This is a genomic window from Mycobacterium sp. (assembly GCF_965277065.1).
In the GTDB taxonomy this organism is placed as follows: domain Bacteria; phylum Actinomycetota; class Actinomycetes; order Mycobacteriales; family Mycobacteriaceae; genus Mycobacterium.
The window spans coordinates 570063-584174 of the sequence record NZ_CBDIBT010000019.1; the positions used below are offsets into that span (position 1 = coordinate 570063).

Genomic DNA, 14112 nt, shown 5'->3' on the forward strand with positions numbered 1-14112 from the left:
CGACTGCGCGGTGCTACTCGTCGGTAACTTTACCTTGACGCTGTTTGAGAGCCGAATCCTTGACCAGCACCGCCTCCGCCAACTCTTTTTGGAAATCCACGATCCGGCTGCGTAGAGCGGCATCCGGCACCGCCAGGATGCGGACCGCGAGCAGGCCGGCGTTGCGGGCCCCGGCGATCGACACCGTGGCCACCGGCACCCCGGCCGGCATCTGCACGATCGACAGCAGCGAGTCCAGCCCGTCCAGCTTGGCCAGCGGCACCGGAACGCCGATCACCGGCAGCGGTGTCGCCGAGGCAACCATGCCGGGCAGGTGGGCCGCGCCACCGGCGCCGGCGATGATCACCTCGATGCCCCGGTCGGCGGCCTGCTGGGCGTAGTCGAGCATCCGCTGCGGGGTCCGGTGCGCGGAGTACACCCCGATCTCGTAGCCGATGTCGAACTCGGCCAGCGCATCGGCGGCGTCGGCCATCACCGACCAGTCGCTGTCGCTGCCCATGATCACGCCAACCCTGACGTGGGTCATTGGACGCCGCTCCTCCCGCGCTTTCGGATCGCACTGCGCTGTCTGTCGTCGCCGGCCGACTCACTCATCTGAATGCGGATCCCATCCGTCCGTCCATTCCCCATCTGACAACCAGTGTGCCGCGCGTTCGGCGCGTTCACGCAGGTTTGCCAACTCAGCCGGGTTGTGGCCGAGGAAATTGACGTGGCCGATCTTGCGGCCCGGTCGTTCGTCCTTGCCGTAGAGGTGAACCCGGGCGTCGGGCATCCGCGCGAACAGATGGTGCAGCCGTTCGTCGAGCGTCATCGCCGGGGTTTGCGCGGCACCCAGCACATTGGCCATCACGGTCAGCGGTGCGATGGCGTCGGTGGCGCCGAGCGGGTAGTCCAGCACCGCCCGCAGATGCTGCTCGAACTGGCTGGTGCGCGAGCCGTCCATGGTCCAGTGCCCGGAGTTGTGCGGACGCATCGCCAGCTCGTTGACCAGCAGCCCGCCGTCGACGGTTTCGAACAGCTCGACCGCCAGCACACCCACGACGCCGAGTTCGTCCGCCAGCCTCAACGCCAGCTGCTGAGCTGCGGCACCGACGTCGCCGGGCAGATCCGGTGCGGGCGCGATCACCGTCACGCAGATGCCGTCGCTTTGGACCGTCTCCACCACAGGCCAGGCCGCGCCCTGCCCGAACGGCGAGCGCGCCACCAGCGCCGAGAGTTCGCGACGCATCGCGACCCGCTCCTCGACCAATACGGCGACGCCGGAATCCAGATATCGACCCGCGATCTCGCGGGCCTGGGCCGCGTCTTCGGCCATCTGCACTCCGCGACCGTCATAGCCACCCCGGGCCGCCTTGACCACAACCGGCCCATCAGCGAAATCAACGATGCCGTCCAGGTCCTCGCCGCTCTCGACGACCACGTAGCGCGGCACCGGGGCGCTGAGCGCCTCCAGACGTCGCCGCATGACGATCTTGTCCTGAGCGTGCAGCAGGGCCTGCGGTGGCGGCGCAACGTTGACCCCCTCGGCGACGAGCTTTTCCAGCAGCTCAGAGGGCACATGCTCGTGATCGAAGGTCAGGGCGGCGGCACCGGCGGCCACTCGGCGCAAGGCGTCGAGATCGGTATGCGAGCCGATCACCACGTCGGGACTCACCTGCGCGGCGGGATCGGCTGCATCCTCGGCCAACACCCGCAGGCTCTGACCCAACGCGATCGCCGCCTGGTGGGTCATCCGGGCGAGCTGACCGCCGCCGACCATGGCTACCTTGGGCGAGGAGTTGGGGGTACTCGTCACAGCGACCAATGGTGTCATGGCCCCCAAGCAGGTGTGAACGGGCCATTCAGCGGCGCTGGCATAGTCACAGAGCACCCTTAACCACTAATACGTAGACTGCGACATTGTGTCCTTCGCCGATGCCACGATCGCCCGACTACCGGGGCCGATCCGCCCTTACGCCGAGCGCCATCACGAGCTGATCAAGTTCGCGATCGTCGGCGCGACCACGTTTGTCATCGACTCGGCGATCTTCTACACGCTGAAGCTGACGATTTTGGAGCCCAAGCCGGTGACCGCCAAGGTCATCGCCGGGATCGTCGCGGTCATCGCGTCCTACATCCTGAACCGGGAATGGAGCTTCCGCGACCGCGGCGGCCGTGAGCGCCACCATGAGGCCCTGCTGTTCTTCGCGTTCAGCGGCGTCGGGGTGATGCTGAGCATGGCTCCGCTGTGGGTCTCCAGCTACGTCCTGGACCTGCGGGTGCCCGCGGTGTCGTTGACCGCGGAGAACATCGCCGACTTCATCTCGGCGTACGTCATCGGCAATCTGCTGCAGATGGCGTTCCGGTTCTGGGCGTTCCGGCGCTGGGTGTTCCCCGACCAGGCCACGCGCGGTGCGGACAGCGCGCTGGAGTCGGCGCTCACCGCCGGCGGTATCGCCGAGGTGTTCGAGGACGTCCAGGAGAGCGGCAATGTCACGCTGATGCGGGCGTGGCGCACGCGCCGTACTCGGGTGAATCAGCTCGGTGATTCCTCGGAGCCGAGGGTGTCGAAGACTTCGTGATACAGCAGCGCGTGGACTTGCTCCACGCGCGGAATGTCGTGGAATTCCAACGGATCTTGTGACGCCGATTCGACGATCAAGGTGCCCGTGCGCAGTAGTCGATCGATCAGCCGGTGACGAAATTCGACGCTGTTGATCCGGGCCAGCGGGATGTCGATGCCGCTGCGGCTCAGCACACCGTGCCGATACATCACCCGCCGGTCGGTGATGACGAAATGGATTGTGAGCCAGTTCAGCAACGGCCACAACGTCAACCAGCCGATCAGCACCAGCCAGATCGCGCCGATCACCCAGTAGACGACCTGTTTGGCGTTCGGGTCCCACGTGGTGCCGTTGACCACCGCGCAGCCAAACGACGCCGCCGCGCTGGACAGAATCAGAACAACGACGGGCCAGAACAGCCGCTTCCAGTGCGGATGGCGGTGCAATACCACCTGCTCGTCGCCTGACAGCACGTTGTCGGGGTAGCCCACGCTGGCACTTTAGACTCACGCACGCAGGTGCGTGATGTCTCCGGCAGATATCGCCACAGTCTCGGCCCCGGTGTCGACGCACAGGCGGCCGGTCTCGTCGACGAATCGGGCGACCCCGACCACCTCCCGGTCGCCGGGCATGCTGGCGCGAACCCGAGAATTGAGAGTCAGGCTGTAGCGCTGATAGTCGGCGATCAGCGCCGCGTCGGCACCGCCCGCCGTGCGCCACGCATTGATGCGCAGCGCCAACTCACGAAGTATCTTGCGCGCCAATGTGTTTCGATCGGTGACCGATGAATCCAGCATCAGCAGCGAGGTGGCACGCGGGTCGGGCGCCTCGTCGGCGGTCAACGTCACATTGAGCCCGAGGCCCACCACGATCAGCGGTGTCGGCGCGGCCACCTCAGCCAGGATCCCGGCCAACTTGCCGCCGTCCACCAGCACGTCGTTCGGCCACTTCAGACCAGCCGCAACGTCCACCGTCGCCAGCGCGTCCGCGACGGCGACACCGACGGCCAGCGTCAGCCATCCCCAGCCCGGCCTCGGCACCGACGCGCCGGCCACTCCCACCGACAAGGCCACCTGTGTGCGCGGCGGCGCCGACCACTGCCGTCCGTGGCGACCTCGGCCGGCGTTTTGGTATTCGGCGAGCAAGACCGAGCCGTCGATGTCGGCCCCGCCTTCGGCCTGTGCAAGCAGATCGGCGTTGGTGGAACCGGTTTCGGCGACCACGTCGAGTTGGCGCCACGGCAGGCCCGGCCCGACCAGCCCGTCACGCAGGGCCGCGGCGTTGAGCGGTTGACGGGGCGGCTTTTCGACCGAGTGTGAGCTCAAGGCTTTCACTCTGCGCTGACGGCGTGATTTCCGCAAAAATTCCGCCGTGGACGCAGACTCGACGCTGTCGACGAGGATCACAATTTAAGGGACCGCTAAGATCGGGAGCCATGACGAGCACTTCCGAGTCCGACGCCCACGTTGAGGCCCGCGCCGAGCACGAGATCGACATTCACACCACCGCGGGCAAGCTCGCCGAATTGCGCAAGCGGAGCGAAGAGACGTTGCACCCGGTGGGAGAAGCCGCCGTGGAGAAAGTGCACGAAAAGGGCAAACTTACTGCGCGGGAGCGTATTCACGCCCTGCTTGACGAGGGATCGTTCGTCGAACTCGACGCGTTGGCCCGCCACCGCAGCACCAATTTCGGGCTGGAGCGCAACCGCCCGCTCGGCGACGGCGTCGTCACCGGCTACGGCACCATCGACGGCCGCGACGTCTGCATCTTCAGCCAGGACGCCACGGTGTTCGGTGGCAGCCTCGGCGAGGTCTACGGCGAGAAGATCGTCAAGGTGCAGGAGCTGGCCCTCAAGACCGGCCGGCCGCTGATCGGCATCAACGACGGCGCCGGCGCCCGCATCCAGGAGGGCGTGGTCTCGCTCGGCTTGTACAGCAAGATCTTCCGCAACAACATCCTGGCTTCCGGCGTCATCCCGCAGATCTCGCTGATCATGGGCGCCGCGGCGGGCGGCCACGTCTACTCGCCCGCCTTGACCGACTTCGTCGTGATGGTCGACCAGACCAGCCAGATGTTCATCACCGGTCCCGACGTGATCAAGACCGTCACCGGCGAAGACGTCACCATGGAAGAACTGGGCGGCGCCCACACCCACATGGCCAAATCGGGCACCGTGCACTATGTCGCCTCCGGGGAGCAGGACGCCCTGGACTATGTCCGCGATCTGCTGAGCTACCTGCCGCCGAACAACTTCACCGACGCCCCGAAGTTCGCGGTTCCTGTTCCCGAGGGTGCGATAGAGGACAACCTGACCGAGGAGGACCTCGAGCTCGACACGCTGATCCCGGATTCGGCCAACCAGCCATATGACATGCACGAGGTGATCCGGCGGATCCTCGACGACGACGAGTTCCTCGAGATCCAGGAGGGCTACGCCGGAAACATCGTCGTCGGCTTCGGACGCATCGAGGGACGCTCGGTAGGTATCGTCGCCAACCAGCCCACCCAGTTCGCCGGCTGCCTCGACATCAATGCCTCGGAAAAGGCCGCTCGCTTCGTGCGGACCTGCGACTGCTTCAACATTCCGGTAGTGATGCTGGTCGACGTGCCGGGCTTCCTGCCGGGAACCGGCCAGGAATACAACGGCATCATCCGCCGCGGCGCCAAGCTGCTGTACGCCTACGGCGAGGCCACCGTCCCCAAGATCACCGTCATCACCCGCAAGGCCTACGGCGGCGCGTACTGCGTGATGGGTTCCAAGGACATGGGTTGCGACGTCAACGTCGCGTGGCCGACGGCGCAGATCGCCGTGATGGGCGCCTCCGGCGCGGTCGGCTTCGTCTACCGCCAGAAGCTCAAGAAAGCCGCCAAGGACGGCGAGGACGTCGACGCGCTTCGGCTGGAATTGCAGCAGGAGTACGAGGACACCCTGGTCAATCCATACATCGCGGCCGAGCGGGGTTATGTCGACGCGGTGATCCCGCCGTCGCACACCCGCGGCTACATCGCGACCGCGCTGCGGCTGCTGGAGCGCAAGATCGCCCAAGTGCCGCCCAAGAAGCACGGGAACATCCCCCTGTGAGTCGAGTGAGCGGAACGAACGCAGTGAGTGACGGGAACGAGACGAACGATCCAGCCCCTGTGAGCGAGGACGCTGCGAGCGACGAGACCGCAACACCCGAGACCAACCAGCCGCACGCTCCGCACATCCAGGTGCTCAAGGGCTCGCCGACGCACGCGGAGGTGGCTGCGCTGGTCGCGGTGCTGAGCAGCGCCACGGGAGGTGCCGAACCGCCGACGCCGTTGTTCTCCCAGTGGGGAATGCCCGTCGACAAGTTGCGTTACTCGATCCACAGCTGGCAGCGCATGAGCCTGCAGCAACGGGCCCACATGCGGGGCAAGTGACCCGATGACCCGACTCGTCCTCGGGTCGGCGTCCGAAGGCCGGCGACGGGTGCTGCGGCAAGCCGGAGTCGAACCGTTGGTCGTGGTGTCCGGGATCGACGAGGACGCGATCGTCGCCGCATTGGGCGCCGATGCTGCACCCGGCGACGTGGTCCGCAGCCTCGCCGAGGCCAAGGCCGAGCACGTCGTCACCCTGCTCGATCCCGCCGACTCCGCGGATTGCGTTGTCGTTGGCTGTGATTCGATGCTCTACCTCGACAGCCGACTGCTCGGCAAACCCGCGTCGATCGATTCGGCGCGTCGGGAGTGGCAGTCGATGGGCGGTCGGTCCGGTCAGCTGCACACCGGCCACTGCCTGCTACGGCTGGCCGACGGCAAAGTCACGCATCGCGCGGCCGAATCCTTTCTCGCCACAGTTCATTTCGCCGCTCCGGCGCCGGCGGACCTGGAGGCGTATCTGGCCAGCGGCGAGTCGCTGGGGGTAGCCGGCGCGTTCACCATCGACGGGCTGGGCGGCTGGTTCGTCGACCGGATCGAGGGCGACCCGTCCAACGTCATCGGCCTGAGCCTGCCGCACACCCGGGCGCTGCTGCAGCGCGTGGGCGTGTCAATCGCCGATCTGTGGGCGGCCAACCCGGTCGAATCGTGAACTCCTCCCCGCGTCAACGCCGCAACGCCCGAAGCGGACCGGCGGGTAGGCTCGCGGTGTGCCTCTACCAGCAGATCCCAGCTCGACGCTGAGCGCCTACGCCCATCCGGAACGGCTGGTCACCTCCGACTGGCTGGCCGGCAATCTGGGCCGTCCCGGACTCGCCATCGTCGAGTCCGATGAAGACGTCCTGCTCTACGACGTCGGCCACATCCCCGGGGCCGTCAAAATCGACTGGCACACCGACCTGAACGATCCGCGGGTGCGCGACTACATCGACGGCAAGCAGTTCGCGAAACTCATGGACCGCAAAGGTATTTCGCGCGACGACACCGTGGTGATCTACGGCGACAAGAGCAACTGGTGGGCCGCCTACGCACTGTGGGTCTTCACCCTTTTCGGCCATCCGGACGTACGGCTGCTCAACGGCGGACGCGACCTGTGGATGCACGACGGGCGCGACACCACGCTGGACGTGCCGAGCCGCACCTCGTCGGGCTACCCCGTCGTTGAGCGCAACGACGCACCGATCCGCGCCTACAAAGACGACGTGCTGGGCGCCTTGGGCGCCGGGCCGCTGATCGACGTGCGCTCGCCCGACGAATACACCGGCAAACGCACCCACATGCCGGACTACCCCGAAGAGGGCGCGCTACGGGCCGGGCATATCCCGACGGCACAGTCGATCCCGTGGGCCAAGGCCGCCGACGACAGCGGGCGGTTTCGCAGCCGCGACGAGTTGGAGAAGCTGTACGGGTTCATCGAGCCGGACGACAAGACGATCGTCTACTGCCGCATCGGCGAACGGTCCAGCCACACCTGGTTCGTGTTGACGCATCTGCTGGGCATCCCCGGCGTGCGCAACTACGACGGTTCGTGGACCGAATGGGGTAACGCGGTGCGAGTACCGATTGTCGCCGGCGATACTCCGGGTGCAGTACCGGCCTGATGAGCATGCCCGCATCGCTGGCCGAGGTTGTCTCCGACTTTGCCGAACTCCAAGGCCAGGACAAGCTCAACCTTCTGTTGGAATTCGCCAACGACCTGCCGGCGCTGCCCACCGACCTCGAAGAGGCGGCCATGGAGCCCGTGGTCGAGTGCCAGTCGCCGCTGTTCTTACACGTCGACGCCGACGATCCAGCCCGCGTGCGGCTGTATTTCAGCGCCCCCGTCGAAGCTCCCACCACCCGTGGTTTCGCGTCGATCCTGGCCGCCGGCTTGGACGAGCAGTCCGCCGCCGACATCCTCGCGGTGCCCGAGGACTTCTATGCCGATCTGGGTCTGGCCGAGATGATCAGCCCGCTGCGGCTGCGCGGCATGTCGGCGATGCTCGCCCGAATCAAGCGCCGAGTGCGCGACGCCCCCGAGAACTCAGAGAAGTAGACACCGGGTCTCGTCGCTCTCGGCGCGCCGCATAAACTTCCCCCGAAACGACTTGTAAGAATTTCTCTTAGACATCACAGACGTGCTCACCAGGAGGCGAAGTGGCCAGTCACGCCAGCTCGACGATCTCGAAAGTTCTTGTCGCCAATCGCGGTGAGATCGCGGTGCGGGTCATCCGCGCGGCCAAGGACGCGGGACTGCCCAGCGTGGCCGTGTACGCCGAGCCAGACGCCGACGCCCCGCACGTGAAGCTGGCCGATGAGGCCTTCGCGCTGGGCGGCCAGACCTCAACCGAGTCCTACCTCGACTTCGCCAAGTTGCTGGAAGCAGCCGAAAAATCCGGCGCCAATGCGATCCACCCCGGGTACGGCTTCCTGTCGGAGAACGCCGACTTCGCTCAGGCCGTCCTCGACGCCGGCCTGATCTGGATCGGGCCCAGCCCGCAGTCGATCCGCGCCCTCGGCGACAAGGTCACCGCGCGACACATCGCCGCCAAGGCGCAGGCGCCCCTGGTGCCCGGCACCTCCGAGCCGGTCAAGGACGCCGACGAGGTGGTGGCCTTCGCCAAGGAGTACGGCGTGCCGGTCGCCATCAAGGCGGCGTTCGGCGGTGGTGGCCGCGGCATGAAGGTGGCGCGCACCATCGAGGAGATCCCCGAACTGTTCGAGTCAGCCACCCGCGAGGCCGTCGCCGCGTTCGGTCGCGGCGAGTGCTTCGTCGAGCGTTATCTGGACAAGCCGCGCCACGTCGAAGCTCAGGTGATCGCCGACACGCACGGCAACGTCGTGGTCGCCGGCACCCGCGACTGCTCGCTGCAGCGCCGCTTCCAGAAGCTGGTGGAGGAAGCGCCGGCACCGTTCCTCACCGACGCGCAGCGCAAAGAGATTCACGAATCCGCCAAGCGGATCTGCAAGGAAGCCGGCTACTACGGCGCCGGCACGGTGGAGTACCTGGTCGGCCAGGACGGGCTGATTTCTTTCCTCGAGGTCAACACCCGTCTGCAGGTCGAACACCCGGTGACCGAGGAGACCGCGGGCATCGACCTGGTGCTGCAGCAGTTCAAGATCGCCAACGGCGACAAGCTGGACATCACCGAGGACCCGACGCCCCGCGGGCACGCCATCGAGTTCCGGATCAACGGCGAGGACGCCGGACGCGGGTTTCTACCGGCCCCTGGCCCGGTCACGCGCTACGACATTCCCACCGGGCCCGGTGTGCGGCTGGACTCCGGCGTCGAGGCCGGCTCGGTGATCGGCGGCCAGTTCGACTCGATGCTGTCCAAGCTGATCGTGTACGGCGCCACCCGAGAAGAGGCGTTGGCGCGTTCGCGCCGGGCGCTGGACGAGTTCCATGTCGAGGGCCTGGCCACCGTCATCCCGTTCCACCGGGCGGTGGTGTCGGACCCGGCGTTCATCGGCGACGAGAACGGCTTCACGGTGCACACCCGCTGGATCGAGACAGAGTGGGACAACACCGTCGAGCCGTTCACCGGCGGCGAGGCAGGCGAAGAAGACGAAGCCCTGCCGCGGCAGAAGGTCGTCGTCGAGGTCGGCGGCCGACGGCTGGAGGTGTCGCTGCCAGGCGACTTGGCGCTGTCCAACGGCAGCGGCGGCGGTGGCGACGTGATCCGCAAGAAGCCCAAAGCGCGCAAGCGCGGTGCCGCCGGCGGCGGTGCGGCGTCCGGCGACGCGGTGACCGCTCCGATGCAGGGCACCGTGGTGAAGGTGGCTGTCGAAGAGGGACAAGAGGTTTCGACCGGCGACCTGGTGGTGGTCCTCGAGGCCATGAAGATGGAGAACCCGGTCACTGCGCACAAGGACGGCGTCATCACCGGCCTGGCCGTCGAACCCGGTGCCGCCATCACCCAGGGCACAGTGCTGGCCGAGATCAGATAGCGCTGGAGGCTTTCGGACGATCCGGCTCATGGATCCCATCGAGATCAACGCCGGGCAGTGGTATCTGCGCGGGCTTCGCGCCGACGATCGCATCGACGACCGGCCCGCGCTGGCCGAGCTCGGCGCGACCGATCCAGACCACGTTTCGCGCAGGGCTGCCGAATGGTCGGCGGACTCGCGTTACACGTGGGCGGTGTGCGAGCCCTCGACCGGTGAACTGTTGGCCGAGGTGACGCTGGATCCCGCAACCGGGGACATCGTCCGACGAGCACGCGCCGGCCACGAGGACGCGGCCGGCTCGGCTGCCGATTCCGTCCGGCGCTTCGCCACCGCAATCGTTGCGGCCAAACACAATTCACGTTAAATCTAAGTGCATCGACTTCGCTGACCTGGCAAGCTTAGAAACTTCGTTCTGCGTTGAAGGCGCGCAGTAGCCGGAGTAGTCTCGTAACGAGGTTGAGTTACCAGCCGCACGGAACAGCGTTAATCGACGTAGGGGGAGACTTGATCTCCCGGTCTCTCCTCGCGCGCGGCACCAATCCGCTGGACGTGATCCACAGAACGCTTTGTCGACTGATGGAGTCACTTGATGTCTGCTTTGCAACAACCCGAATCCGTTGCACCGGTTCGTGGAACGGACGGGGCAATTCCACCACCCGCGTGGCAAAACCATTCCGCCCGATTCAGCGCGGAATGGGACGTGGCCCGCGTGGTGATCACCGCCCAAGGTGAGCTCGACGCGTCCAACGCAGCCCAGCTCGCCGACTACTTCGATCTGTGCATCGCCCACTCCACCCCGCTGGTCCTGGACCTGAGCGGCCTGAAATTCTTTGGCACTGCCGGCTTTTCGGCGCTGCACCTGATCAATGTCAAATGCGCGGGCGCCAACCTGCGTTGGGCGGTAGTGCCGAGCAATGGGGTGACCCGGCTCTTGAGAATCTGCGACCCCGACCACACCCTGCCGCTGATCACGTCCGTGCACACGATGCCGGACGACGACGACGGCGACCCGGATCACGACCGGCTATTCCAACTCGTCCCGTAGCCGCGCGAGGGATTTCGCCAGCAACCGCGAGACATGCATCTGCGAGATGCCGACCCGCTCGGCGATCTGTGTCTGCGTCATCGAGTCGAAGAACCTGAGCACCAGCACGGTTCGCTCGCGTTCCGGTAGACCTTCCAGCAACGGTCGCAGTGCTTCGCGGTTCTCGATGCGCTCCAGGCCGGTGTCGACATCGCCGAGCGTGTCGGCGATGGCCCGGGCCTCCTCATCGCCGCTGCCGCCACCGCTGTCAATGGACAGCGTGTTGTAGGAGCTGCCCGCTACCAGGCCCTCGATGACTTCGGCGCGGTCCATCTCCAATTCTCGAGACAGTTCGGAGGCGGTTGGCGCGCGGCCCAGCTTCTGCGACAGGTCGGCGGTCGCCGTGCCGAGCCGTAGGTGCAGCTCCTTCAACCGTCGGGGAACCTTGACCGACCAGCTGTTGTCCCGGAAGTGCCGGCGCACCTCACCCATGATGGTGGGCACCGCAAACGACACGAAGTCGGAGCCGGTTTCGACGTCGAACCGGGCCACCGCGTTGACCAGTCCGACGCGCGCGACTTGAACCAGGTCGTCGCGGGGTTCGCCACGCCCTTCGAACCGGCGGGCGATGTGATCGGCCAGCGGGAGGCAGCGCGCGACGATCTTGTCGCGATGGCGCTGGAATTCCGCTGAATCGGCGTCAAGGGTCGCCAGTTCACGGAACATGTCGGGAACGTCGGCGTATTCGTTTGGACGAGATGACGAACCACCGCCAGCTCGCGGCGTCACCTGTGAGTGCCCGCCCTTCGGGTGGTCAGCGTGACACCGAAAACGCCTTGGCCGTTGTGGAATGTCTGGACGTCGTCAGCCAGTGATGTCAGGACGTGCCAGCTGAAGCTGCCGGGCGTGACCACGTCTTCGCTGGTGCACGTCGTGGATGCCTCAACCCGTAGTTCCTCACCGTGCGGGTCGATGACGATCTCGAGCGTGGCATCCGGCACGGCCGAGCGAATCAGGCGCGTACACACTTCGTCGACCGCGAGCCGCAGATCGGCGACCGCGTCGAAGTCCAGATCTTCGAAGGTTCCGACCGCGCCGACCAGCGTCCGCAATACCGCCAGATTCTCCAGCGTTGCTGCCACCCGCAGCTCGATGGCACGCTCGCCACGTTGCTGATCTTTCGCCGCCTTCGCAGCAACGGTCATCGGGCCTCCAAGCATAGTTTGACCGACAGTACCCTCGCGCTCGAGCTGATTAGTCATGACCGCCGCCGGGTAACCCCGGCGCCATGGATCCGAGCGAGACAGCGGAAAGCGAGCGATCGCGCCGCATTCGGCGGGTGGCACTGATCTCCGTCGTCACGCTGGTGATCCTCGTGTTGATCGCGGTGGGCATCTATGTTGTCGCATTCGTGATTTTGTCACCCAAGATCTGATGACCAGCGGTCCGTCCGCTGAACTGCTCATCGTGGCCCTGCTGATACCCATAATCGGCGCCCCATCAAACCAGGTTTCCGGTGCAGAAAGCCGTCGGATCTCCGACAGCGATGGCTCATCCGGCCAGTAACGGTCCGGCGATGGGAGCACCCGTCACAAGCGTGACGAACATCAAGACCATCAACAGCCAGCCGGCGCCCTGCCATGCCCACCAGGTTCCGTGGTCACGCCAGACGCGATACGTGCGAACGAACGCCCAGATGCCGGTAACTAGCAAGATCACCGGAGCACCGAGGGCGAGGACGGTAAGCTGCGGCGCTCCGCAAGCCGCGGTGTCGACGGACATCGCACCGGTGCAGGTGCTGTCCCACATCGCGGCCACGATCAGGAATCCGACCCCCGCCAGCGCGGCCAGCACGGCGAATCGCACGGCGTGGTGTACCTCGTTGTCTGCCTGCCCGAGGCGGTCACCCGTCGAGGAGTGCTGTTGTGTGGTCATCGGATTCCTCTATCGCCGTCAATCGCGCGTACTTGCGCTAGGTTGTTATACCCATCGACATACCGGCAATAAACCAGGTCAGGCGTTGTGCGTCACTCTGCGACCCGCGACGGGCTATACCGGATCACGAAGGTCGCGGCGGCTATCCCGATCACTAGGCAGCGTATTGACCTTGTGACTGACGGCCCGCACGACCGCCTCGCCAGAGCCGATCACCGCCAGCACCGCCGCTGCCACCAGCAGCAGCAAGGCAACGGCGTAGATGACCGTCTCGACGACGTCGACCAGGGCGCCGACCCGCTAGCTCAAGGCGTGGCGCACGGGTTCGGATTTGGCCTCCACAGCGCGTTGATTCTCAGACCCGCGAATCGCGCGCGGATCTCCCGTCAACGCGAATCGACGTTGCCCGTTGAGGGGCGAAGCGTCGCAGACAACTCCCCATTCGAAAATTCGCTGAGAGCCCAAAACCGCTGCTAGATCGGTATCTACATCGTCGCGGTAAGCACAGGTTGAGTCCCCGAAAATGGCTCGCGCACTGGCAAATGCAAGTTTGCAGGCGCTTCCCGGGCGTTGCGGGCCTGCGCATAGCATCGACAAGTACCATCTGGTCTATGCGAACGCCAAGGCGCCGGTTATCCCCGGAGGATCGCCGCGCCGAGCTGCTCGCGTTGGGTGCCGAGGTGTTCGGCCAGCGGCCGTACGACGAGGTCCGTATCGACGAAATCGCGGAGCGGGCTGGTGTCTCGCGGGCGCTGATGTACCACTACTTCCCGGACAAGCGCGCGTTTTTCGCCGCCGTCGTCAAGGGCCAGGCCGACCAGCTATTCGAGACCACCAACACCCCTCCTACCCCCGGTCAAAACCTGTTCGGGGAGGTGCGGGACGGCGTCCTCGCCTACATGCAGTACCACCAGGAACACCCCCATGCGGCCTGGGCGGCCTACGTCGGACTGGGCCGTTCCGATCCGGTCCTGCTCGGCATCGACGACGAGGCAAAAGACCGCCAGATGGAACACATCATGAGCCGCATCGTCGAGGTCGACGGGTCGGGCAGCCATCTGGAATCCAACGTTGAACGCGACCTCCGCATCGTCGTCCACGGCTGGCTCGCGCTGACCTTCGAGTTCTGCCGGCAGCGCATCATCCACCCGGAAACCGACGCGGACCACCTCAGCGATTCCTGCGCTCATTCGCTGCTCGATGCGATCACCCGGGTGAACAACATTCCCGAGCAGTTGGCCAAGGCGGTCGCGCCCGACCAGCGCTGACCGGCAACTG

At 66.0% G+C, this 14112-nt stretch carries 19 protein-coding genes; 11 read left to right on the forward strand and 8 right to left on the reverse strand.

The genetic code is table 11. The features are described 5' to 3' along the window. Positions 1-13 precede the first annotated feature (13 nt). Positions 14-526: a 5-(carboxyamino)imidazole ribonucleotide mutase gene (gene purE, locus ACQY5A_RS19900; protein WP_428342037.1), complete on the reverse strand. Its 513-nt coding sequence runs from the start codon at positions 524-526 to the stop codon at positions 14-16. Positions 527-586: 60 nt separating this feature from the next. After that, entirely contained in the window at positions 587-1759 is a 1173-nt protein-coding gene (locus ACQY5A_RS19905; RefSeq protein ID WP_428343255.1) for a 5-(carboxyamino)imidazole ribonucleotide synthase, read from the reverse strand. A gap of 142 nt (positions 1760-1901) precedes the next feature. Between ACQY5A_RS19905 and ACQY5A_RS19910 the strand changes: the two genes are divergently transcribed. Continuing rightward, positions 1902-2561, forward strand: coding sequence for a GtrA family protein (locus ACQY5A_RS19910; protein ID WP_428342038.1), 660 nt, complete (start codon positions 1902-1904; stop codon positions 2559-2561). On the opposite strand, the gene ACQY5A_RS19915 is transcribed toward ACQY5A_RS19910, so the two are convergent. Both ACQY5A_RS19915 and ACQY5A_RS19920 read right to left on the reverse strand, forming a co-directional pair. After that, positions 2516-3034: a PH domain-containing protein gene (locus tag ACQY5A_RS19915; protein ID WP_428342039.1), complete on the reverse strand. Its 519-nt coding sequence runs from the start codon at positions 3032-3034 to the stop codon at positions 2516-2518. The two genes, ACQY5A_RS19910 and ACQY5A_RS19915, sit on opposite strands and share 46 nt — an antisense overlap. A gap of 15 nt (positions 3035-3049) precedes the next feature. Further along, positions 3050-3868: a biotin--[acetyl-CoA-carboxylase] ligase gene (locus ACQY5A_RS19920; protein WP_428342040.1), complete on the reverse strand. Its 819-nt coding sequence runs from the start codon at positions 3866-3868 to the stop codon at positions 3050-3052. A 110-nt stretch (positions 3869-3978) separates the two neighbouring features. Here ACQY5A_RS19920 and ACQY5A_RS19925 point away from each other — a divergent pair, with 110 nt between their 5' ends. From ACQY5A_RS19925 to ACQY5A_RS19960, 8 genes are all read left to right on the forward strand, one after another. Then, positions 3979-5625: an acyl-CoA carboxylase subunit beta gene (locus ACQY5A_RS19925; RefSeq protein WP_428342041.1), complete on the forward strand. Its 1647-nt coding sequence runs from the start codon at positions 3979-3981 to the stop codon at positions 5623-5625. A 59-nt stretch (positions 5626-5684) separates the two neighbouring features. Next, entirely contained in the window at positions 5685-5948 is a 264-nt protein-coding gene (locus ACQY5A_RS19930; protein ID WP_428342042.1) for an acyl-CoA carboxylase subunit epsilon, read from the forward strand. Between the two features lie 4 nt (positions 5949-5952). Next, positions 5953-6597 carry a Maf family protein gene (locus ACQY5A_RS19935; RefSeq protein ID WP_428342043.1) on the forward strand — a complete coding sequence of 215 codons (645 nt, stop codon included), beginning with the start codon at positions 5953-5955 and terminating at the stop codon, positions 6595-6597. A 58-nt stretch (positions 6598-6655) separates the two neighbouring features. Continuing rightward, positions 6656-7546, forward strand: a complete 891-nt coding sequence (locus ACQY5A_RS19940; RefSeq protein ID WP_428342044.1) for a sulfurtransferase — start codon at positions 6656-6658, stop codon at positions 7544-7546. Further along, positions 7546-7980 carry a SufE family protein gene (locus tag ACQY5A_RS19945; protein ID WP_428342045.1) on the forward strand — a complete coding sequence of 145 codons (435 nt, stop codon included), beginning with the start codon at positions 7546-7548 and terminating at the stop codon, positions 7978-7980. Before ACQY5A_RS19940 ends, ACQY5A_RS19945 begins: the two co-directional genes overlap by 1 nt. Positions 7981-8081: 101 nt before the next feature. Beyond that, entirely contained in the window at positions 8082-9875 is a 1794-nt protein-coding gene (locus ACQY5A_RS19950; protein WP_428342046.1) for an acetyl/propionyl/methylcrotonyl-CoA carboxylase subunit alpha, read from the forward strand. A gap of 28 nt (positions 9876-9903) precedes the next feature. Beyond that, positions 9904-10239: a hypothetical protein gene (locus tag ACQY5A_RS19955; RefSeq protein WP_428342047.1), complete on the forward strand. Its 336-nt coding sequence runs from the start codon at positions 9904-9906 to the stop codon at positions 10237-10239. Positions 10240-10464: 225 nt separating this feature from the next. Next, positions 10465-10920 carry an STAS domain-containing protein gene (locus tag ACQY5A_RS19960; RefSeq protein ID WP_428342048.1) on the forward strand — a complete coding sequence of 152 codons (456 nt, stop codon included), beginning with the start codon at positions 10465-10467 and terminating at the stop codon, positions 10918-10920. Here ACQY5A_RS19960 and ACQY5A_RS19965 read toward each other — a convergent pair. Together ACQY5A_RS19965 and ACQY5A_RS19970 are read right to left on the reverse strand one after the other, a co-directional pair. Beyond that, on the reverse strand, positions 10900-11688 hold the full coding sequence (locus ACQY5A_RS19965) for an RNA polymerase sigma factor SigF (RefSeq protein WP_428342049.1): 789 nt from the start codon (positions 11686-11688) through the stop codon (positions 10900-10902). The genes ACQY5A_RS19960 and ACQY5A_RS19965 overlap by 21 nt on opposite strands. Then, a complete protein-coding gene (locus ACQY5A_RS19970; protein ID WP_428342050.1) occupies positions 11685-12104 on the reverse strand; it encodes an ATP-binding protein in 420 nt (139 codons plus the stop codon). Before ACQY5A_RS19970 ends, ACQY5A_RS19965 begins: the two co-directional genes overlap by 4 nt. 83 nt (positions 12105-12187) lie before the next feature. Here ACQY5A_RS19970 and ACQY5A_RS19975 point away from each other — a divergent pair, with 83 nt between their 5' ends. Next, on the forward strand, positions 12188-12334 hold the full coding sequence (locus tag ACQY5A_RS19975) for a hypothetical protein (protein ID WP_428342051.1): 147 nt from the start codon (positions 12188-12190) through the stop codon (positions 12332-12334). Between the two features lie 116 nt (positions 12335-12450). Here the strand turns inward: ACQY5A_RS19975 and ACQY5A_RS19980 are convergent, their stop codons facing one another. Beyond that, positions 12451-12834: a hypothetical protein gene (locus ACQY5A_RS19980; protein ID WP_428342052.1), complete on the reverse strand. Its 384-nt coding sequence runs from the start codon at positions 12832-12834 to the stop codon at positions 12451-12453. 114 nt (positions 12835-12948) lie between these two features. Then, a complete protein-coding gene (locus ACQY5A_RS19985; protein WP_428342053.1) occupies positions 12949-13083 on the reverse strand; it encodes a hypothetical protein in 135 nt (44 codons plus the stop codon). A 362-nt stretch (positions 13084-13445) separates the two neighbouring features. On the opposite strand from ACQY5A_RS19985, the gene ACQY5A_RS19990 reads away from it, so the two are divergent. Continuing rightward, positions 13446-14102: a TetR/AcrR family transcriptional regulator gene (locus ACQY5A_RS19990; RefSeq protein ID WP_428342054.1), complete on the forward strand. Its 657-nt coding sequence runs from the start codon at positions 13446-13448 to the stop codon at positions 14100-14102. Positions 14103-14112: the final 10 nt, after the last annotated feature.